Here is a 20,417-nt window from a genome sequence, read left to right as displayed (position 1 = left end):
TGTTGATTATCTTTGCCGGTGTTGTAAAATGAAAAGTAAGAATAGCTGTCGACGCAAGCTGCCGTTTGAGGCTGGCCGCGGAAACGATCAAGGAGAGATGGTATGCCGTCTGCGATGAATGAAAGAACGGTCGCCGAGTTGGAAAAATTGCTTCGCTATATCGCCGCAAATTTGAAACAGCGCGGCCGTGAAATTTTAACCAACTATCCGATCACCCCACCGCAATTTGTCGCCCTGCAGTGGCTGCTTGAAGAAGGGGACTTGACGGTCGGCGAGTTATCGAACAAAATGTATTTGGCGTGCAGCACGACGACCGACTTGGTCGACCGCATGGAGCGGAACGGACTTGTCGCCAGAGTCCGCGATGAACACGACCGCCGCGTCGTCCGCATCCACCTGCTTGAAAAAGGGGAGCGCATTATCGAAGAAGTGATTGAGAAACGCCAGCGCGATCTAGCCAGCGTGCTGGAAAGTTTTTCAGACGAGGAAATCGTCGTCTTTGAGCGTTGTTTGCGCAAATTGCATCAAGAAATGACGAAAGAATGAGGCGATCACTTGGAAAGAGCAATTGGTGTCATTGACTCAGGAGTCGGCGGTTTGACCGTCGCCAAAGAAATTATGAGGCAGCTGCCGAAAGAACAAATTATTTACTTAGGCGACACCGCCCGTTGCCCGTACGGGCCGCGGCCGGTGGAAGAAGTCCGTCGATTTACGTGGCAAATGATTGATTACTTGCGGCAATATCCCTTGAAAATGCTTGTTATCGCCTGCAACACCGCGACGGCGGTCGCGCTTGACGACGTGCGGGCGAAGCTTGACATTCCTGTGCTTGGCGTCATTCATCCCGGCGCTCGCGCCGCCCTGAAAGCGACTAGGCGCGGGCACATCGGCGTCATCGGCACGATTGGCACGATCCGAAGCCGGGCGTATGAAAAGGCGCTTCAATCGATCAATCCGCGCGTCCAAGTCGAGAGCTTGGCCTGTCCGAAGTTCGTTCCGCTTGTTGAAAGCGGCGACTTTGAAGGGCAAGAGGCGATGGCGATCGTCGCCGAATCGCTCGCTCCGCTTCGCCCGCTGCCGATCGATGTGCTTATTTTAGGCTGCACGCATTATCCGTTGCTCGCGCCGCTCATTCGCACGTATATGGGCAAACGCGTGAAGCTCATTTGCTCGGGCGGTGAGACGGCTCGTGAAGTGAGCGCAATTTTGCACCACAGCCAGCTCCTTTACACCGGCGAGCGCGAACCGGAGCATTTGTTTTTCACGACCGGGCCGAAAGAGCTGTTTGAAAAGATTTCCGGGAAGTGGTTTGGCAAGCCGATCGGCACGGTCGAGGCGATTCGGCTGTAACCAACAAATCCTTTAGCGTCCATGCGCTAAAGGATTTTTTTATTCTATTTTGGAAAACGGCTCGTATACATAGTAGTACAAACTACGAGTAGGAGGGAACGTCAATGAAACGGACGACTCACATATGGGCGGCGCCGCTGCTCGCCTCGCTGTTGTTGCTTGGCGGCTGCGGTTTGTTTGGGCGAGATGAGGCGGTGAAGGAGATCGATCCGCCGCAAGAGACGAGTTATGTCAAAGACGGCCAAGCGCTTCAGGAAGCGACGGAAAGCCAAAAGGAAGGGGAAGAGAAAGCGAAGGCCACCGAGACGGTGAAAAGAGAGCTGTACTTGATTGACAAAAACGGCTTTGTCGTGCCGCAAACAGTGGAATTGCCGAAAACGCAGGCCGTGGCGAAACAAGTACTCGAATATTTGGTTGAAGACGGACCCGTGTCAGAAATGTTGCCGAACGGCTTCCGCGCGGTCATTCCAGCCGGAACGACGGTGCTTGGTGCAAAATTGGAAAAAGACGGAACGTTGATCGCTGACTTTTCGCCGGAGTTTAAAAACTATAAGCCGGAGGACGAAAAACGAATTTTGCAGTCCATTACGTGGACGTTGACGCAATTTGACAATATCAAGCGCGTCAAAATCCGCATCAACGGCTACGATCAAAACGTGATGCCGGTCAATAAAACGCCGATTCAAGATGGGGTAAGCCGCGCCGACGGCATCAATATGGAAGCGAGCGGCGTGCCAGACATTACGAATACGCATCCGGTCACCGTTTATTTTGTCGCCCAACAAGGGAACAACACATACTATGTGCCGGTGACACGGCGTGTATCCAATAAAGAAAAGGATGATATCGCAGCGGCCGTCAACGAACTGATTCAAGGACCAGAGCAAGGGAGCGGGCTTGTCGGCGTCTTTCAGCCGGACGCGAAGCTTGTCGATGCCCCGAAATATGAGGATGGCAAAGTGACGCTCAACTTTAACGAAGGCATTTATGGCAGCAACAAGAAAAATGTCATTTCCGACGTCGTGTTGAATTCTCTCGTTTTGTCGCTCACTGAGCAAAAAGGAGTCGAAAGCGTGGCGATCACAGTCAATGGCAAAGCCAATCTTGTCACGGAAGACGGCAAGCCGCTCACCAAACCGGTCGCTCGGCCGCAAAACGTCAATACCGGGACATTTTAACCGGTTGGCGCTGACAGGTTGGAAACGAACAGGGCGTTATGGTATAACAAAGAGGTGGAAACGTATTCCGCCTCTTTCTTTTTTTCGCTAGGCGGAAAGAAATGCGGCGTCTGGCATTCAGTTGAAGAGGGAAAAGGAGGACTCAGCTGATGAGAGCGGACGGACGAAGCAGTTGCGAGTTGCGCCCTGTACATATACACCCGCATTACATGAAGCACGCTGAAGGGTCGGTGCTCATTGAAATCGGCGACACGAAAGTCATTTGCACGGCGACGGTCGAAGAGAAAGTGCCGTCGTTTATGCGCGGCGGCGGCAAAGGATGGATTACGGCCGAATATGGGATGCTGCCGCGGGCGACAGAGCAACGGAATGTGAGGGAAGCGAGCAAAGGAAAAGTGTCGGGGCGGACGATGGAAATTCAGCGCTTAATCGGCCGCGCGCTTCGCTCGGTTGTTGATCTTGAACAGCTTGGCGAGCGGACCATTTGGATCGATTGCGACGTCATTCAGGCGGATGGCGGAACGCGGACGGCGTCGATCACCGGTGCGTATGTGGCGCTTGTGTTGGCGCTGGCCAAACTGGTGGAAGAAGGGAAGCTCGAGGCGCTTCCGATCCGCGATTTTCTCGCCGCAACCTCGGTCGGCATCGATCCAGAGCATGGGGTGATCCTTGATTTGGATTACAACGAGGATGCGCGGGCGAAAGTGGATATGAACGTCGTCATGACCGGAGCCGGTCAATTTGTTGAGATTCAAGGAACTGGAGAGGAAGCGGTTTTTTCGCGCGCCGAGCTCGATGAATTGCTTGAAGCGGCGCAAATAGGCATCGAGCAGCTCATCGTCGTTCAGCGCCGCGCATTGGGCGAGTGGGCAGCGCGCATTGGCGAAAAAAAAGAAGCGGCAGAGGAGGACACAGAGTGAAGGAGATTGTCATCGCTACACAAAATGCGGGCAAAGTGCGCGAGTTCGCCGCTTTGTTCGCCAAGCGGGGCGTCGAAGTGAAATCGCTGCTTGACTTTCCGGACGCTCCGGATGTCGAAGAAACGGGAAGCACGTTTGCGGAAAATGCCGTGCTCAAAGCAGAAGCGGCGTCGCGGCGCCTAAAGCGGCCGGTGATCGCCGATGATTCCGGGCTCGTGGTCGATGCGCTCGGCGGCCGGCCGGGCGTTCATTCGGCCCGTTACGCCGGGGAAGATAAAAACGATGCACGCAACATCGCCAAGCTGCTTCGCGAGCTTGACGGGGTGCCGATGGAGCAGCGCACGGCTCGTTTTCATTGCGCGCTCGCCGTCGCGATCCCAGGGCGGCCGACCGCCGTCGTCGAAGCGACATGCGATGGTTATATCGCCGAAGCGCCGCGTGGGGAGGGGGGCTTTGGCTATGATCCCGTTTTTTACCTTCCGGAGCGGGGAAAAACAATGGCGGAGCTTGCGCCGGAGGAAAAAAATCAAATCAGTCATCGCGCCAAGGCGCTGACGAAGCTCGATGAGCAGTGGGATGAGATCGTCGGTGGAAAGGGGCGGCCGGAATGAAGGCGGTGATTGTGAGCGACAGCCATGGGCTGACTGCCGAACTTGCTGAAATTGTCAACCGTCATCGCCATGAAGCGGATTTGTTTATCCATTGCGGCGACTCGGAGCTGGAGGTGGGGGCGGACGAGATCGCCCCGTTTGCCGTCGTGCGCGGCAACTGCGATTTCGCCGCGTTTCCTGCTGAGCGCATCGAAGAGGTGGGCGGCGTTCGGTTGTTTGTCACCCACGGCCATTTATACGGGGTGAAAACGTCGCTTTTGCGTTTATCCTATCGCGCGCAAGAAACAGGGGCTCACGTCGTTTGTTTCGGCCACTCGCATTTGGCCGGCGCCGAGCAAATGGATGGGGTGTTGTTCATCAACCCCGGCAGCATTGCTTTGCCGCGCGGAAGAAAAGAAAAAACGTACGCGGTGTTGACCATCGGCGGCGGGCGGGCGCACGTCCAATTTTATGAAGTGGATGGGCGGCCCGTTCCTGGAATGGAACGAACCTTTTCGATCTAAGCGGACAAAACGTCCGCTATTTTTTGTTTTTCGTCTTTGGCGGTTAGAGCGCGTCCGCCTTCTATGAGCCGGCCAAGAAAGAAAAAAATTTTTTGAATCGGCAAAACCTTGATTCTATCATAATGTAAGCGCATTCAAATAGTTTGATCAATCGAAATTTTCAAAAAACGTTATTGACGGCGCGGAGGTTTCGGATTATTATAATTTTCAAATAAGAGAAACGATGCAAACACATCATCGAGCCGTTCAAAGCAACTGTTGACTGATCAAGGAAGAGGGGAACCGAAGTGGGCGAACAATGGATCTTTTTAAACGGAGAATTTGTGACAAAAGAAAACGCCAAAATTTCCGTGTATGACCATGGATTTTTGTATGGCGACGGGGTATTTGAAGGCATTCGCGTCTATAGCGGCAACGTATTCCGCCTTGAAGAACATATAGATCGGCTATACAATTCGGCGAAGTCGATTTTGCTCGACATTCCGTACACGAAGGACGAAATGATTGGCCACGTGCTCGAAACGATCCGCCGCAACGGCTATCAAGATGCGTACATCCGCCTGGTCGTTTCGCGCGGGGTCGGCGATTTAGGACTTGATCCGTACAAATGCAAAACGCCGCAAATCGTTATTATCGTCGAGCCGCTCGCGCTCTTCCCGAAACATTTATATGAAACCGGCATCGAAGTGGTGACGGTGGCGACGCGCCGCAACCGCTCTGATGTGCTGAGTCCGAAAGTCAAATCGCTCAACTACCTAAACAACGTGCTTGTCAAAATTGAGGCGCATTTGGCGAATGTAAGCGAAGCGCTGATCTTAAACGATCAAGGCTATGTCGCGGAAGGTTCGGGAGACAACGTTTTCATCATCAAAAACGGCGTCATTTACACGCCGCCTGGGTATGTCGGGGCGCTTGAAGGCATCACGCGCCAAGCGATCATCGAAATCGCGGAGGATCTCGGCTATACGGTGAAAGAGGAGCCGTTTACCCGCCATGATGTGTATGTTGCTGATGAAGTGTTTTTGACGGGGACGGCGGCCGAAGTCATTTCCGTCATTAAAGTCGATGGCCGGACGATCGGCGACGGGACGCCGGGACCGCATACAAAGCGGTTGCTTGAAGAATTTCGCCGCCGCGTGGTCGTCGAAGGAGTGAAGGTGTATCCGACGAACGCCAATGTCGGTTGATTGCACATGACAATTTTATAGCGAAAAAGCGTTGACGAGGATAAGTAGTCAGCGGGATCAACATCCACAGAGAGCCGGGGTAGCTGCGAACCGGTGATGTTGCCGCTTGATGAACTCACCTCTGAGCGCCAGCCTGAACGCCGGACGGCTAGTAGGGCTGGACGAGTGGAGACGCGCGCTTCACTCGTTACCAAAATGAGCGGCCGGCTTCGGCTGGCCGCTCCTGAGGCGGCCGTCATGGCCGTGAAGAAGGGTGGTACCGCGGAAAGGAAACCTTTTCGCCCCTTTGGCTGGAAATACCAGCCATCGTGGGCGGAAAGGTTTTTTATATGGATGACAAATCACAGGGAGGATCGACGATGGCAAAAATGAAAGTCGAGGAACAAGAAAAAGCGAAGACGAAGGCGAGAATGAGCGGGTCGCTGATGCTGATTGAAGCGCTCAAGGCGGAAAAGGTCGAAGTCATTTTTGGCTACCCGGGCGGGGCGGTGCTCCCGCTGTATGACGAGTTGTATAAAGCCGGCGTGTTCCACGTGCTGACGCGGCATGAGCAAGGGGCCATCCATGCGGCGGAAGGATATGCGCGCATTTCTGGAAAACCGGGGGTCGTCATCGCCACCTCCGGCCCGGGAGCGACCAACATCGTCACCGGGTTGACCGACGCGATGATGGATTCGCTGCCGCTCGTCGTCTTTACCGGGCAAGTGGCAACGAGCGTCATCGGCTCGGATGCGTTTCAGGAGGCGGACGTTGTCGGCATTACGATGCCGATTACGAAACACAACTACCAAGTGCGCGACATCAGCGAGCTGCCGAGAATCATTAAAGAGGCGTTTCACATTGCGACGACCGGGCGCCCCGGACCGGTGTTGATCGACATTCCAAAAGACATTACGACGGCCGAAGGGGAGTTTGATTACGATCAAGACGTTCATTTGCCTGGCTATCAACCGACGACGCAGCCGAACCATTGGCAAATCCGTCGGCTTGTCGAGGCGGTCAGCCAGTCGAAGCGGCCGGTCATTTTAGCCGGCGCCGGCATCTTGCACGCCAATGCGTCCAATGAATTGCGGCAATACGCCGAGCAGCAAAACATTCCGGTCATTCATACGCTCCTTGGCCTTGGCGGTTTCCCGGCCGACCATCCGCTGTTTTTAGGCATGGCCGGCATGCACGGTACGTATACGGCGAATATGGCGCTGTGTGAATGCGATTTGCTCATCAACATCGGCGCCCGCTTCGATGACCGGGTCACCGGCAATTTAAAATATTTCGCGCCGAAAGCGACCGTCGCCCATATCGACATCGATCCGGCGGAAATCGGCAAAAACGTGCCGACGAAAATTCCAATCGTCAGCGATGCAAAAGCCGCCTTGCAAGAGCTGATCGCCCAGCAAGGCAAGCCGGCGGACACGGCGGCGTGGCTCGCGCAGCTTGATGAATGGAAGCGGCGCTTCCCGCTCCATTATGAGCCGGAAGCCGGCACGATCAAACCGCAAAAACTGATCGAGATGATCTATGAAATGACAAACGGCGAGGCGATCGTGACGACGGACGTCGGCCAGCATCAAATGTGGGCGGCGCAATATTACAAGTTCAACCGGCCGCACCGGTGGGTGACGTCCGGGGGGCTCGGCACGATGGGCTTCGGGCTTCCGGCAGCGATCGGCGCCCAGCTCGCCGATCGGAGCGCTACGGTCGTTTCGATCGTCGGCGACGGCGGCTTCCAAATGACGTTCCAAGAACTGTCGGTCATCCAGGAGCTACGGCTGCCGATCAAAATCGTCATCGTCAACAACCAGGCGCTCGGCATGGTGCGGCAATGGCAGGAGCTGTTCTATGACAAACGGTACTCCCATTCGCTCATTCCGAACCAGCCGGATTTCGTCAAGCTTGCCGAAGCATACGGGATGCCAGGTCTGCGGGCGAAGACGGAGGCGGAAGCGGCCGAAGTGTTAAAACAAGCGTTTGCGATGGATGGGCCGGTGCTGCTTGATTTCCATGTCCGCGCCGACGAGAACGTCTATCCGATGGTGGCGCCCGGCAAAGGGCTTCATGAAATGGTGGGGGTGAAAGCATGCGAAGAATCATCACGATGACAGTCAACAACCGCCCCGGCGTCTTAAACCGCATTACCGGGTTGTTTACAAAGCGGCATTACAATATCGAAAGCATTACGGTCGGGCATACGGAAATCGAGGGCATTTCGCGGATGACGTTCGTCGTCAACGTTGACGATGAACGGACGGCGGAGCAAATCATTAAGCAGCTGAACAAGCAGATTGATGTGTTGAAGGTGAATGACATCACCGACCAAGCGATCGTCGCCCGCGAGCTGGCGCTCATTAAAGTTGCCGCTCCTCCGGCGGTCCGCCAGGAAATTTACACGCTCATCGAGCCGTTTCGCGCCTCGATCGTCGACGTAAGCAAAGACAGCCTCGTCATTCAAGTGACCGGCGAGCCGGAGAAAGTCGAGGCGTTGATTGAATTATTGCGCCCGTACGGCATTAAGGAAGTGGCGCGCACGGGAACGACCGCGTTCACCCGCGGGGCGCAAAAAGCGACGACGAATCAGAAAACGGCGTTCATTATTTAACAGCTATCATACAAAACAGCGCTGATTGCTTCATGGAACCGCCAAACAAGGGGCGGCCAAGCGTAGGGATTGTCAAACTACAGAACAAAGGAGAGGGTAATCATGGCAAAAGTCTACTATAACGGGGATGCAAACGAACAATATTTGCAAGGGAAAACGGTCGCGATCATCGGCTACGGCTCGCAAGGCCACGCCCATGCGCAAAACTTGCGCGACAGCGGCGTTCGCGTCATCGTCGGACTGCGAAAAGGAAAATCGTGGGAGCAGGCAGAACAAGACGGATTTGAGGTGTATTCAGTCCGCGAAGCGGCGAAGCAGGCTGATATCGTCATGGTGCTGCTGCCGGATGAGAAGCAGCCGGCCGTGTACAAAGAGGAAATCGAGCCGGAACTCGAGCCAGGCAATGCGCTTGTGTTTGCGCACGGCTTTAACATCCATTTCAGCCAAATTGTCCCACCGAATCATGTTGACGTCTTCTTGGTTGCGCCGAAAGGCCCAGGCCATCTCGTGCGGCGCACATATACGGAAGGAGCGGGCGTGCCGGCGCTCATCGCCGTCTACCAAGATGTGACCGGACACGCGAAAGAAACGGCGCTCGCCTACGCGAAAGCGATCGGCGCTGCTCGAGCTGGGGTGTTGGAGACAACGTTCAAAGAAGAGACGGAAACCGACTTGTTCGGTGAACAAGCGGTGCTGTGCGGTGGGCTGACGGCGCTCATCAAAGCCGGGTTTGAAACGCTCGTTGAAGCCGGGTATCAGCCGGAAGTCGCCTATTTTGAGTGTTTGCATGAGATGAAGCTCATCGTCGATCTCCTTTACGAAGGCGGTTTGTCGTGGATGCGCTATTCGATTTCCGATACGGCGCAATGGGGCGACTTTATCACCGGCCCGCGCATTATTAACGACGCTGTGAAAGCGGAAATGAAAAAGGTGCTCGATGACATTCAAACCGGCAAATTCGCGAAGAGCTGGATTTTGGAAAACCAAGCGAACCGTCCGGAGTTCAACGCCATCAACCGGCGTGAGAATGAGCATTTGATTGAGATTGTCGGACGCGAACTGCGAAGCATGATGCCGTTTGTGAAGGCAAAACAAATCGAGGCGGTGGTGCCAGGTGCGAAAAATTAAGTTTTTTGATACCACATTGCGTGATGGGGAACAATCCGCTGGTGTGAACTTGAATTTGCAAGAAAAGTTGGAAATTGCCCGTCAACTTGAACGGCTGCGGGTTGACATCATCGAGGCGGGTTTCCCCGCCTCATCGAAAGGCGATTTTGAGGCGGTCAAACAAATTGCCGAAACGGTGAGAACATGCTCGGTCACCGGGCTGTCGCGCTCGGTCCGAAGCGACATTGATGCGGCGTGGGAGGCGTTAAAAGGCGGCGCGGAGCCGCGGCTCCACCTATTCATCGCCACCTCGCCGATCCATATGGTGCATAAATTGCGGATGACGCCGGAACAAGTGATTGAAGCGGCGGTTGAGGCGGTGAAATACGCGAAGCGCTTTTTCCCGATCGTCCAATGGTCGGCGGAAGATGCGTGCCGAAGCGAGTTGCCGTTTTTGGCGAAAATCGTCGCCGAAGTGATCAAAGCCGGCGCCTCGGTGATCAACATTCCGGATACGGTCGGCTATATTACGCCGAAAGAATACGGGGAAATTTTCCTCTATTTGCAAAACAATGTTCCGAATATTGAAAAGGTTTCACTCTCCGCTCATTGTCATGATGACTTGGGCATGGCGGTGGTGAACTCGCTGTCGGCCATTGAACATGGAGCGACGCAGGTCGAGTGCACGATCAACGGCATCGGCGAGCGGGCCGGCAATGCGGCGCTTGAGGAAATCGCTGTCGCCCTTCACATCCGCAAAGACTACTATCAAGTGGAAACGCGCCTCAATTTGCAGGAAATTAAGCGCACAAGCAATCTTGTCAGCAAGCTGACCGGGGTCGTCGTTCCACCCAACAAAGCGGTCGTCGGCAAAAACGCGTTTGCGCATGAATCGGGCATCCATCAAGACGGCGTCTTAAAAGAAAAAACGACATACGAAATCATTTCGCCGGAGCTCGTCGGCGTGCCGTCGAATTCGATGGTGCTCGGCAAACATTCCGGCCGCCATGCGCTTCGCAACCGGGTTGAGGAGCTCGGCTACACGTTGTCCGATGAAGAAATCAATCAGCTGTTTGTCCGTTTTAAAGAATTGGCGGACAAAAAGAAGGACATTACCGACGACGATTTAATCGCGTTGATTTTCGAAGAGAAGTTCGACCACTTTAAAGATTTTTACCAATTGTCTTCCATTCAAGTGCAATACGGGACGAATCAAATTCCGACAGCGGTAGTTGTACTGAAAGACGGGAAGGGGAATGAAATCCAAGAAGCGGCGACCGGCGCCGGCAGCGTCGAGGCGCTGTACAATACATTGGAACGTTGCTTCCAAACGCCGGTGACGCTGCTTGACTACCGGATCGAATCGGTCGGCGGCGGCCGCGATGCGTTGGCCCAAGTGTTCGTCAAAGTGCGCGCCCATGACATCGAGACGAGCGGGCGCGGCACTGCACAAGACGTGTTGGAAGCATCGGCGAAAGCGTACATCAACGCCATCAACCGTGTGTTTATGATCGAAGCGATGCGCGGCGAAAACGAGAAAGTGGCAACACCATAAAAACGGGGGGATTCAGAATGGGAAACTATCGGATTGCCGTCTTGCCAGGGGATGGCATCGGCAAAGAAGTGACGTCCGGAGCGGTCGAGGTATTAAAAGCGGTCGGCATCCGGTTTGGCCACGAGTTTACGTTTGAATATGGATTGATCGGTGGAGCGGCGATCGATGAGGCGGGGACGCCGCTCCCCGAGGAAACGCTCCGCCTTTGCCGAGAAAGCGATGCGGTGCTGCTTGGGGCGGTCGGCGGTCCGAAGTGGGATGACAACCCTCCGCATTTGCGCCCGGAAAAAGGATTGCTTGCCATTCGCAAGCAGCTCGACTTATATGCCAACTTGCGGCCGGTTGTTTGCTATGACAGTTTGGTTTCCGCTTCGCCGTTAAAACCGGATCTCGTGCAAGGCGTCGATTTTGTCATCGTCCGCGAGCTGACCGGCGGCATTTACTTCGGCCAGCCGAGCGGCCGCGTCGTCGAAAACGGCGAAGAAAAAGCAGTGGACACCTTGTTATATAAAAAGGAAGAAATTGAGCGGATCGTCCGCATGGCGTTTATACTCGCACGCGGGCGGAAGAAAAAAGTGACTTCGGTCGACAAGGCGAACGTCCTTTCGTCAAGCCGTCTATGGCGGGAAGTGGCCGAAGAGGTGGCGAAGCAGTTTCCGGACGTCACGCTTGAGCATATGCTTGTTGACAATGCCGCGATGCAGCTCATCCGTGCGCCGAAGCAGTTTGATGTCATTGTGACAGAAAACATGTTTGGCGACATTTTAAGCGATGAAGCCTCCATGTTGTCCGGTTCGCTCGGGATGCTGCCGTCAGCCAGCTTATCCGCTTCCGGTCCGAGCTTGTATGAGCCGGTGCACGGTTCAGCGCCTGATATCGCCGGCATGAACAAAGCCAATCCGATTGCGGCGATTTTGTCGGCCGCGATGATGCTTCGCCTGTCGTTCGGGCTCACCGCGGAAGCGGAGGCGGTAGAGCACGCGGTGCGGCAGGCGCTCGCCCTAGGTTTGCGCACCGCCGACTTGGCGCCAAGCGGCGGCCGCATCGTATCCACGAACGAAATGGTCGAAGAAATCAAAACGGCGGTGCTGGATTATACGGCCATTGCTCAAATTATGACCGTTTATGCCTAAGACGTGCGAGGTGAAAGCCAATGAAGCCGAAAACGATCATCGATAAAATTTGGGAAAACCACGTCGTCTACCGTGAGGAGGGCAAACCGGATTTATTGTACATCGATTTGCACTTAGTGCATGAAGTGACCTCGCCGCAAGCGTTTGAAGGATTGCGGCAAAAAGGGCGGAAGGTGCGGCGGCCGGATTTGACCTTTGCGACGATGGACCATAACGTGCCGACCGTTAACCGATTTGTGATTACCGACGAAGTGGCGCGCAACCAAATCGCTGCGCTTGAGCGCAACTGCCGCGAGTTCGGCATTCCGCTCGCCGACCTACACAGCGAAGAGCAAGGAATCGTTCACGTCATCGGCCCAGAGCTCGGGTTGACCCAGCCGGGGAAAACGATCGTTTGCGGCGACAGCCATACGTCGACGCACGGGGCGTTTGGCGCCTTGGCGTTTGGCATCGGCACGAGCGAAGTCGAGCATGTATTGGCTACACAAACGCTTTGGCAGCATAAGCCGAAAACGCTGCAAATCTGCATCAACGGCCGCCTCGGCAAAGGAGTGACCGCCAAAGATGTCATCTTGGCCATTATCGGCCGCTATGGCGTTGGCGTCGGCACCGGTTATATTATCGAATTTACAGGCGAAGCGATCCGACGCATGTCGATGGAAGAGCGAATGACGATTTGCAACATGTCGATTGAAGCTGGGGCGAGAGCCGGCCTCATCAGCCCGGATGAAACGACGTTTGCCTATTTGCGCGGCCGCAAATATGCGCCAAAAGGCGAGGAGTTTGACAAGGCGGTGGAACGGTGGCGGGCGCTTGCAAGCGATGAGGGGGCGGAATACGATAAAACGATTGAAATCGATGCGTCGACGATCGCTCCGATGGTGACGTGGGGGACGAACCCCGCGATGAGCACTTCCGTCGATGGCGTCGTGCCGCATCCCGAGCAATTTGAAAGCAAAACAGAGCAAAACGCGGTGCGCCGGGCGCTTGAGTACATGGGGCTCAAGCCGGGCACGCCGATTACGGATATTCCGGTGCAGCACGTCTTCATCGGTTCGTGCACCAACTCACGCCTCAGCGATTTGCGCGCGGCGGCGAGCATCGTGAAAGGGAAAAAAGTGGCTCCGGGTGTACGGGCGCTCGTCGTGCCTGGATCGCAGCAAGTGAAAAAACAAGCCGAGGCGGAAGGGTTGGCGCAAATTTTCATCGACGCCGGTTTTGAGTGGCGCGACTCCGGTTGCAGCGCCTGTTTGGGCATGAACCCGGACATCATCCCAGAAGGCGAGCACTGTGCGTCAACGTCGAACCGCAACTTTGAAGGGCGGCAAGGAAAAGGGGCGCGCACGCATCTCGTCAGCCCGGTGATGGCCGCGGCGGCTGCGATTTACGGACATTTTGTCGATGTGCGCCAGCTTGAAGCCGAGCCGGTCTGTTAAATTGACGATCGTGATGGCAAAAGAGGCGGCGCGGCATCCTAGGAAGCCGAGCTCCTTTGCCATCAGTGACATCCATAACGGAAGGGGGAAAGGACGATGAAGCCGTTTACGATCCATCGCGGAAAAACCGCCGGCATCGATCGTGCGAATATTGATACCGATCAAATCATTCCAAAGCAGTTTTTGAAACGGATTGAACGCACCGGCTTTGGCCAGTTTCTCTTTTACGATTGGCGGTATTTGAGCGACGGCACGCCAAATCCGGAGTTTGAGCTCAACCGCCCGGAAAACGAAGGGGCGACGATTTTAGTCGCCGATGAAAACTTCGGCTGCGGCTCATCGCGCGAACATGCGCCGTGGGCGCTGCAAGATTACGGATTCCGCGTCATCATTGCCCCATCGTTTGCCGATATTTTTTACAACAACTGCTTAAAAAATGGGCTGTTGCCGATCCGGCTGGATAAAGAGGATGTCCGCTACTTGCTGCGCCAAAGCGAGCGCGCAGACTATGAACTGACGGTTTCGCTTGAAGAACAGCGGGTATTTGACGATGAAGGATTTTCGCGTCCGTTTGACATCGACCCGTATCGAAAACAGCTGTTGCTAAAAGGATGGGACGAAATTGATTTGACGTTTGTGTACGAAGCGCATATCGCCGCCTACGAACGACGGCATTGTCCACGGCCGTAAGCGCCATGTGTTCCGGGCGGCAAGGAGAGATGGGTTGCTCTGCCAATCGGCGGGAGCAGCCTTTTTCGCGTTTGACGGCGTCTGCGTCCAGAGGCCGGCTGCTTTTCGGCAAACAAGCGGCTTGTGTTACCCAGCAAGACGCGGGTTGTTTCGCGAGGGAAAACTTGTTACACTGATGGTAAATGCAAATGGGAGCGGGCGAAGATGGCCGGGAAAAAAGGAAAAATCATCATGTTTCCGCAAACAAAAGAACGGCTGATGGAAGAGGCGTTTGCTGCGCTCGAGGCGAAGCGATATAAAGAAGCGCTCCGCTTTTTGTGCGCCGCCGAACAGCTTGGCGACCACAGCTTTCCGGTTCGGCTTGGGCTGGCTGTCTGTTGCTATGAGCTTGGGGAATATGATGAGGCGGAGCGGCGTCTTGCCGGTTTGCTTGACGAGCAACCGGGCAACGGTGAACTGTTGCAAATGTATATTGCCATATTGTTGCAAACGAATCGATACAGCAAGGCCGAAACCGTGATCCGCCACGCCTTGCGCCGTCCGTCGCTATCCGTTTCGCTGCGCGAACAGCTTCACCAGCTGCTTCGATTCAGTGAAAAAATGAATGCCCGCACGCTTCCGCCCGCGGAGTGGAAGCGGGTGAGACGGCTGCTTGAGTCCGGGGACATTGCTGAGCAGCTGCAACTGATTAAACAACTGGAAAAAGAAGACATCGAGCCGGTGCTGCCGTTGCTCAAGCAATATTTACGCGCACCGGAAAAAAGCCCGATGGCGAAAACGATGCTCCTTCGCCTGTTGACAGGGAAGCGAGTCAACGAAACGGTGACGGTTGAGAAATTTGGCCGTTGCATGGAGGTCGTCCCGTCAGCGTTGGACGAACAGACGGAAACGGAATTTGCTTCATCGTTGCTGGGTCGGCTTGAACAGCAGCTCGCGGCGGAAAGCCCGAGTTTGTATGAAACGGCGGCGGACATTTGGCTTCGCTATGCATATGTGTTGTACCCGTTTCCGCCGGAGCCGGCGGATGCAGCGGCCTGGCTTGCTGCTCTCCATTGGATGGCGAGCCGGTTTTTAGGCTTGGATGCTGACGCGGCCGCCTTGGCCGACCGCTACGGTGTGGAGGCGGCGGAGATGGCAAGGCTTTGCCAAAAACTATATGAAATAGAGGAACTTTCCTCCCTCTAATGGCTCGTTCTCTGTTGAAACATGGCTGTTGTATGGTATAATATAATGGCTGTGCTATGTATCTGTTTTCGCATACTTGTCTACATAATCGGGCATCATAAAAAGATCTGGACAAGCGGAGTGCGCTATGGTCCGAGCAATGATTTCAGGTGGAGGGAACAAGGATGTCAGTCAAATGGGAAAAGCTTGAAGGGAACGAAGGCGTATTGACCGTTGAGGTCGACGCCGAGAAAGTGAACAAAGGCTTGGACGCCGCGTTTAAAAAAGTGGTGAAAAACATCACGCTTCCGGGCTTCCGCAAGGGGAAAGTGCCGCGCGTTCTGTTTGAAAAACGCTTCGGCGTCGAAGTGCTCTATCAAGATGCGCTCGACATTTTGCTGCCAGAGGCGTATGCCAAAGCCGTCGAAGAGGCAGGCATCGAACCGGTGTCAATGCCGGAGATTGACATTGAGCAAATGGAAAAAGGCAAAAGCTTAATTTTCAAAGCGAAAGTGACCGTAAAGCCGGAAGTGAAGCTCGGTCAATACAAAGGGCTTGAAGTGGAAAAAATGGATACAACCGTGACGGACGAAGATGTCGAAAACGAACTGAAACGCCTGCAAGAAGATTACGCTGAACTTGTCGTGAAAGAAGACGGGACAGTGGAAAACGGTGATACGGTCGTCATCGATTTCGAAGGATTTGTCGACGGCGAGCCGTTTGAAGGCGGCAAGGCGGAGAACTATTCGCTTGAAATCGGTTCTGGAACGTTCATTCCGGGGTTTGAAGAACAGCTTGTCGGCATGAAAGCCGGCGAGGAAAAAGAAATCCAAGTCACATTCCCGGATGAATACCACGCGAAGCAATTGGCCGGCAAACCGGCGACGTTTAAAGTGAAAGTGCATGAAGTGAAAGCGAAGCAATTGCCGGCTTTGGACGACGAGTTTGCCAAAGACGTCGATGAAGAAGTCGAAACGCTTGACGAACTGAAGGCGAAAATTCGCGCCCGTTTGGAAGAGGCGAAAAAGAACGAAGCCGAAGCTGCCTTGCGCAATGCGGTTGTCGAAAAAGCGGCAGCCAACGCCGAAATGGATATTCCGGAGGTTATGATCAAAAACGAAACCGACCGGATGCTTCGCGAATTTGACCAACGCCTGCAAATGCAAGGTTTGAACTTGCAGTTGTATTATCAATTCTCCGGCCAAGACGAAGCCGCGTTGCGCGAGCAAATGAGAGAGGATGCGGAAAAACGGGTGCGCGCGGCGCTGACGCTCGAGGCGATCGCGAAGGCCGAAAACATTGAAGTAACCGACGAGGAAGTAAACAAAGAGCTCGAAAAAATGGCGGAAGCCTACAAGCTGAGCGTGGACAAGCTGAAAGAGCTGCTCGGCAGCTTAGATGGCGTCAAAGAAGATTTGAAATGGCGGAAAACAGTCGATTTTCTTGTAGAGCACAGCAAGGTTGCGGCATAATATATCTTAAGGAAAGAACAAGGCGCGAGACGTTCGTGCCTTGTTCTTTATCCACAACAATGGCGCCTGAGCGGCAATTTTCAAACTTTTCTAAACAGATAACGGTTTTTTCATTCGCTTTTTCAGGAACATTTATGGTAAAATAGCGAATACATACGTTTTTACGACATAAGAGATGGCGGAAATGGATACATAAGCAGGCGCGATTTCGTTGGCAAGGGGTGAATGATATGTTTAAATTCAATGATGAAAAAGGGCAGTTGAAATGCTCGTTCTGCGGCAAAACACAGGATCAAGTGCGAAAGCTCGTTGCCGGTCCGGGGGTTTACATTTGCGACGAGTGCATTGAGCTATGCACGGAAATTGTTGAAGAGGAGCTCGGCAATGAAGAGGAATTTGAATTTAAAGACGTGCCGAAACCGTTGGAAATTCGGGAAATTCTAGATGAGTACGTCATCGGTCAAGATGAGGCGAAAAAATCGCTCGCCGTTGCTGTTTACAACCATTATAAACGGATCAATTCCGGCAGCAAAATCGATGATGTCGAGCTGTCGAAAAGCAACATTTTAATGATCGGGCCGACCGGGAGCGGGAAAACGCTGCTGGCGCAAACATTGGCGCGCATTTTGAACGTGCCGTTTGCCATCGCCGATGCCACCTCGCTTACGGAGGCCGGCTATGTTGGCGAAGACGTCGAAAACATTTTGTTAAAGCTCATCCAAGCGGCTGATTATGACGTCGAACGGGCGGAAAAAGGCATTATTTACATTGACGAAATCGACAAAATCGCCCGCAAATCGGAAAACCCTTCCATCACCCGCGACGTATCCGGCGAAGGGGTGCAGCAGGCGCTGTTGAAAATTTTGGAAGGCACAATTGCCAGCGTTCCGCCGCAGGGCGGCCGCAAACATCCGCATCAAGAATTCATTCAAATCGATACGACGAACATTTTGTTCATTTGCGGTGGAGCGTTTGACGGCATTGAGCCGATCATCAAGCGCCGTCTTGGCAAAAAAGTGATCGGTTTTGGCGCGGAAATGAACCAGACGGATGTCGACGAGAAAAACTTGTTGTCGAAAGTGCTGCCGGAAGACTTACTCAAATTCGGACTCATTCCGGAGTTCATCGGCCGTCTGCCGGTCATTACGACGCTCGAGCCGCTCGACGAACAGGCGTTGATTGACATTTTGACGAAACCGAAAAATGCCATTGTGAAGCAATACCAAAAAATGCTTGAGCTTGACGGCGTTGAGCTCGAGTTTGAAGAAGCGGCGCTCCGCGAAATCGCGAAAAAAGCGATTGAGCGGAAAACGGGGGCGCGCGGCCTTCGCTCGATCATCGAAGGCATTATGCTCGATGTGATGTTTGAGCTGCCGTCGCGCGAAGATGTGCAAAAGTGCATCATTACGCTTGATACGGTGCGCGGTACAAAGCCGCCGACGCTGATCCGCCATGATGGCACGGTGATCGAGCTGGAACGGAAAACATCTGCCTGATGGGAAAACCGCCTTTTTTCGGCGGTTTCTTTTTTTTGCCGCCCATGCCCTGGGCGCCGGCCGGCGCTTTTTTTGTTTATTCCCGCCAGTTCGCGGAGATACTATCATACTACATACCATCTAAAGGCAGGAGGATATCGGGGCATGGATTGGACGAACATCGTACTGGTCATCCAGCTGTTTTTCGGGGTCATCATCGGCCTTTATTTTTGGAATTTGCTAAGAGGGCAGCGCGTACAAAAAGTTTCGATTGATAAAGAGTCGCGCAAAGAGATGGAACAGCTCCGCAAGCTGCGTTCGATTTCGCTCACCGAGCCGCTGGCGGAAAAAGTACGGCCGAAAAGTTTTGACGACATCGTCGGTCAGGAAGATGGCATCAAGGCGTTAAAAGCGGCTTTATGCGGCCCGAACCCGCAGCATGTCATCATTTACGGGCCGCCCGGCGTCGGCAAGACGGCGGCTGCTCGGCTCGTGCTTGAGGAAGCGAAAAAAAATCCGCTCTCCCCGTTTAAGAAAAATGCGGTGTTCGTGGAGCTCGATGCGACGACGGCGCGCTTTGACGAGCGCGGCATCGCCGACCCGCTCATCGGTTCGGTGCACGACCCGATTTACCAGGGGGCCGGGGCGATGGGGCAAGCCGGCATTCCCCAGCCGAAGCAAGGGGCGGTGACGAACGCCCACGGCGGCGTTTTATTCATCGACGAAATCGGCGAGCTTCATCCGATCCAAATGAACAAGTTGTTGAAAGTGCTTGAGGACCGGAAAGTATTTTTTGAAAGCGCCTATTACAGCAAAGAAAATCCGCAAATCCCAAGCCATATTCACGATATTTTCCAAAATGGGCTGCCGGCTGATTTCCGTCTTGTCGGGGCGACGACGCGCACCCCGAACGAAATTCCTCCGGCCATTCGCTCCCGTTGCCTGGAAGTATTTTTCCGTGAATTGGACCAAGATGAAATTGCCCTCATCGCTAAAAAGGCGGCGGAAAAAGTCCGCTTGAACGTGTCAGAAAGCGGCATTCGCCTCCTTGCCGCCTATGCGCGCAACGGGCGGGAGGCGGTCAACATGATGCAAATTGCCGCTGGCCTGGCCATCACGGAAAACCGAGAAAACATTTTGGACAAAGATATTGAATGGGTCATTCAATCGAGCCAAATGACTCCGCGCTATGAGAAGAAAATCGCGTCTGCCCCGGCGGTCGGCGTCGTCAATGGCCTTGCCGTGTACGGCCCGAACACCGGCGCGCTGTTGGAAATTGAGGTGACCGCCTTGCCGGCGAAAGGAAAAGGATCGATCAATGTCACCGGCATTGTCGAGGAGGAAAGCATCGGCAGCGCAGAAAAATCGGTGCGGCGCAAAAGCATGGCGCGCGGCTCGGCGGAAAACGTCATCACGGTGCTGCGGGCGATGGGCGTGCCAGCGGACCGCTACGACATTCATGTCAACTTTCCGGGCGGGGCGCCGGTTGACGGCCCTTCAGCCGGGGTGGCGATTGCGGTCGGCATTTATTCCGCCATTTACCAGCTGCCAGTCGATCATACGGTCGCGATGACCGGAGAAATCAGCATCCGTGGCTGCGTGAAACCGGTCGGCGGCGTGTTCGCCAAAATCAAAGCGGCCAAACAAGCTGGGGCGAAAAAAGTCATCATCCCGATTGAGAATATGCAATCGCTGCTAGGCGAAGTCAGCGGCATTCAAATCATCGCCGTCCGCCGCCTCGAGGAAGTGTTCGTCCATGTGTTCGGCGAAGAGGCGCTCCGCCGCGGCCCCGCGCTGCTGCCAGCGGCTATGGACCGCTCGGAGAAAAAGCTCGTCTAGCCAAGGGAAACGGCGGCAAGGCGAACGAGTGGCAACGAAAGCGGGCGGCCCGCCCGGCCTCTTTTATGCACGGCTTCGGCGCAAGCGGATCGTCGCTGAAGTCGGTTTTTCTTTGCCTGCAGACGGAGCGCCGCGCGCTTTTTCGTTCGTCAAATTTTACAAACCCGGCTACCGTACTATACAATAAACGAATAGAAGCGA

General features: G+C 54.4%; 19 protein-coding genes and 1 other annotated feature. All 19 genes read left to right on the top strand.

Features of this window, described 5'->3' with window-relative positions; all coding sequences use genetic code 11:
* Nucleotides 1-102: 102 nt before the first annotated feature.
* Nucleotides 103-546, top strand: coding sequence for a MarR family winged helix-turn-helix transcriptional regulator (locus BRO54_RS00920; RefSeq protein ID WP_031407864.1), 444 nt, complete (start codon nt 103-105; stop codon nt 544-546).
* A 9-nt stretch (nt 547-555) separates the two neighbouring features.
* Complete coding sequence (racE, locus tag BRO54_RS00915; protein ID WP_011232143.1) at nt 556-1,350, top strand: glutamate racemase; 795 nt, start codon at nt 556-558, stop codon at nt 1,348-1,350.
* A 104-nt stretch (nt 1,351-1,454) separates the two neighbouring features.
* The gene (locus BRO54_RS00910) at nt 1,455-2,528 is read left to right on the top strand and encodes a GerMN domain-containing protein (RefSeq protein ID WP_074042809.1); all 1,074 of its coding nucleotides are present in this window, start codon (nt 1,455-1,457) and stop codon (nt 2,526-2,528) included.
* 149 nt (nt 2,529-2,677) lie between these two features.
* Nucleotides 2,678-3,448, top strand: a complete 771-nt coding sequence (rph, locus tag BRO54_RS00905) for a ribonuclease PH (RefSeq protein WP_074042808.1) — start codon at nt 2,678-2,680, stop codon at nt 3,446-3,448.
* Complete coding sequence (locus BRO54_RS00900) at nt 3,445-4,059, top strand: XTP/dITP diphosphatase (RefSeq protein ID WP_074042807.1); 615 nt, start codon at nt 3,445-3,447, stop codon at nt 4,057-4,059. Before rph ends, BRO54_RS00900 begins: the two co-directional genes overlap by 4 nt.
* A complete protein-coding gene (locus BRO54_RS00895) occupies nt 4,056-4,562 on the top strand; it encodes a metallophosphoesterase family protein (protein ID WP_074042806.1) in 507 nt (168 codons plus the stop codon). The genes BRO54_RS00900 and BRO54_RS00895 overlap by 4 nt, the downstream gene beginning before the upstream one ends.
* Before the next feature lie 287 nt (nt 4,563-4,849).
* A complete protein-coding gene (gene ilvE, locus BRO54_RS00890) occupies nt 4,850-5,749 on the top strand; it encodes a branched-chain-amino-acid transaminase (protein ID WP_074042805.1) in 900 nt (299 codons plus the stop codon).
* A 22-nt stretch (nt 5,750-5,771) separates the two neighbouring features.
* Nucleotides 5,772-6,038 (top strand) — a binding site (T-box leader).
* A gap of 70 nt (nt 6,039-6,108) precedes the next feature.
* Nucleotides 6,109-7,848, top strand: a complete 1,740-nt coding sequence (gene ilvB / locus BRO54_RS00880) for an acetolactate synthase large subunit (RefSeq protein WP_074042804.1) — start codon at nt 6,109-6,111, stop codon at nt 7,846-7,848.
* Complete coding sequence (ilvN, locus tag BRO54_RS00875) at nt 7,827-8,345, top strand: acetolactate synthase small subunit (protein WP_011232136.1); 519 nt, start codon at nt 7,827-7,829, stop codon at nt 8,343-8,345. Before ilvB ends, ilvN begins: the two co-directional genes overlap by 22 nt.
* A 102-nt stretch (nt 8,346-8,447) precedes the next feature.
* Nucleotides 8,448-9,473 (top strand): ketol-acid reductoisomerase, encoded by a 1,026-nt coding sequence (gene ilvC, locus BRO54_RS00870; RefSeq protein ID WP_014196461.1) that lies wholly within the window; start codon nt 8,448-8,450, stop codon nt 9,471-9,473.
* A complete protein-coding gene (locus BRO54_RS00865) occupies nt 9,460-11,007 on the top strand; it encodes a 2-isopropylmalate synthase (protein WP_014196460.1) in 1,548 nt (515 codons plus the stop codon). Before ilvC ends, BRO54_RS00865 begins: the two co-directional genes overlap by 14 nt.
* A gap of 17 nt (nt 11,008-11,024) precedes the next feature.
* The gene (gene leuB, locus BRO54_RS00860; RefSeq protein WP_074042803.1) at nt 11,025-12,140 is read left to right on the top strand and encodes a 3-isopropylmalate dehydrogenase; all 1,116 of its coding nucleotides are present in this window, start codon (nt 11,025-11,027) and stop codon (nt 12,138-12,140) included.
* Nucleotides 12,141-12,160: 20 nt separating this feature from the next.
* Complete coding sequence (gene leuC, locus BRO54_RS00855; RefSeq protein ID WP_021322168.1) at nt 12,161-13,576, top strand: 3-isopropylmalate dehydratase large subunit; 1,416 nt, start codon at nt 12,161-12,163, stop codon at nt 13,574-13,576.
* 96 nt (nt 13,577-13,672) lie between these two features.
* Nucleotides 13,673-14,266: a 3-isopropylmalate dehydratase small subunit gene (gene leuD / locus BRO54_RS00850; RefSeq protein WP_011232131.1), complete on the top strand. Its 594-nt coding sequence runs from the start codon at nt 13,673-13,675 to the stop codon at nt 14,264-14,266.
* Nucleotides 14,267-14,470: 204 nt separating this feature from the next.
* A complete protein-coding gene (locus tag BRO54_RS00845; RefSeq protein ID WP_074042802.1) occupies nt 14,471-15,451 on the top strand; it encodes a tetratricopeptide repeat protein in 981 nt (326 codons plus the stop codon).
* A 164-nt stretch (nt 15,452-15,615) separates the two neighbouring features.
* Nucleotides 15,616-16,902: a trigger factor gene (gene tig, locus BRO54_RS00840; protein ID WP_074042801.1), complete on the top strand. Its 1,287-nt coding sequence runs from the start codon at nt 15,616-15,618 to the stop codon at nt 16,900-16,902.
* A gap of 230 nt (nt 16,903-17,132) precedes the next feature.
* The gene (gene clpX / locus BRO54_RS00835; RefSeq protein WP_011232128.1) at nt 17,133-18,398 is read left to right on the top strand and encodes an ATP-dependent protease ATP-binding subunit ClpX; all 1,266 of its coding nucleotides are present in this window, start codon (nt 17,133-17,135) and stop codon (nt 18,396-18,398) included.
* Nucleotides 18,399-18,542: 144 nt separating this feature from the next.
* A complete protein-coding gene (gene lonB, locus BRO54_RS00830; protein WP_069304434.1) occupies nt 18,543-20,216 on the top strand; it encodes an ATP-dependent protease LonB in 1,674 nt (557 codons plus the stop codon).
* Between the two features lie 28 nt (nt 20,217-20,244).
* The gene (locus BRO54_RS19745; RefSeq protein WP_156773254.1) at nt 20,245-20,403 is read left to right on the top strand and encodes a hypothetical protein; all 159 of its coding nucleotides are present in this window, start codon (nt 20,245-20,247) and stop codon (nt 20,401-20,403) included.
* Nucleotides 20,404-20,417 lie beyond the last annotated feature (14 nt).

The sequence above is a fragment of the Geobacillus proteiniphilus genome, from assembly GCF_001908025.1.
Classification (GTDB): Bacteria; Bacillota; Bacilli; order Bacillales; family Anoxybacillaceae; genus Geobacillus; species Geobacillus proteiniphilus.
The sequence above is the reverse complement of the archived record's forward strand: the minus strand, read 5'-3'. Positions and strand labels throughout refer to the sequence as shown.

Bases quoted from the DNA above. Each gene is read 5' to 3' on its own strand.
- BRO54_RS00920 (WP_031407864.1), top strand. From the start codon at position 103: ATGCCGTCTGCGATGAATGAAAGAACGGTCGCCGAGTTGGAAAAATTG.
- BRO54_RS00910 (WP_074042809.1), top strand. From the start codon at position 1,455: ATGAAACGGACGACTCACATATGGGCGGCGCCGCTGCTCGCCTCGCTG.
- rph (WP_074042808.1), top strand. From the start codon at position 2,678: ATGAGAGCGGACGGACGAAGCAGTTGCGAGTTGCGCCCTGTACATATA.
- BRO54_RS00895 (WP_074042806.1), top strand. From the start codon at position 4,056: ATGAAGGCGGTGATTGTGAGCGACAGCCATGGGCTGACTGCCGAACTT.
- ilvB (WP_074042804.1), top strand. From the start codon at position 6,109: ATGGCAAAAATGAAAGTCGAGGAACAAGAAAAAGCGAAGACGAAGGCG.
- ilvN (WP_011232136.1), top strand. From the start codon at position 7,827: ATGCGAAGAATCATCACGATGACAGTCAACAACCGCCCCGGCGTCTTA.
- ilvC (WP_014196461.1), top strand. From the start codon at position 8,448: ATGGCAAAAGTCTACTATAACGGGGATGCAAACGAACAATATTTGCAA.
- leuB (WP_074042803.1), top strand. From the start codon at position 11,025: ATGGGAAACTATCGGATTGCCGTCTTGCCAGGGGATGGCATCGGCAAA.
- leuC (WP_021322168.1), top strand. From the start codon at position 12,161: ATGAAGCCGAAAACGATCATCGATAAAATTTGGGAAAACCACGTCGTC.
- leuD (WP_011232131.1), top strand. From the start codon at position 13,673: ATGAAGCCGTTTACGATCCATCGCGGAAAAACCGCCGGCATCGATCGT.
- BRO54_RS00845 (WP_074042802.1), top strand. From the start codon at position 14,471: ATGGCCGGGAAAAAAGGAAAAATCATCATGTTTCCGCAAACAAAAGAA.
- tig (WP_074042801.1), top strand. From the start codon at position 15,616: ATGTCAGTCAAATGGGAAAAGCTTGAAGGGAACGAAGGCGTATTGACC.
- clpX (WP_011232128.1), top strand. From the start codon at position 17,133: ATGTTTAAATTCAATGATGAAAAAGGGCAGTTGAAATGCTCGTTCTGC.
- lonB (WP_069304434.1), top strand. From the start codon at position 18,543: ATGGATTGGACGAACATCGTACTGGTCATCCAGCTGTTTTTCGGGGTC.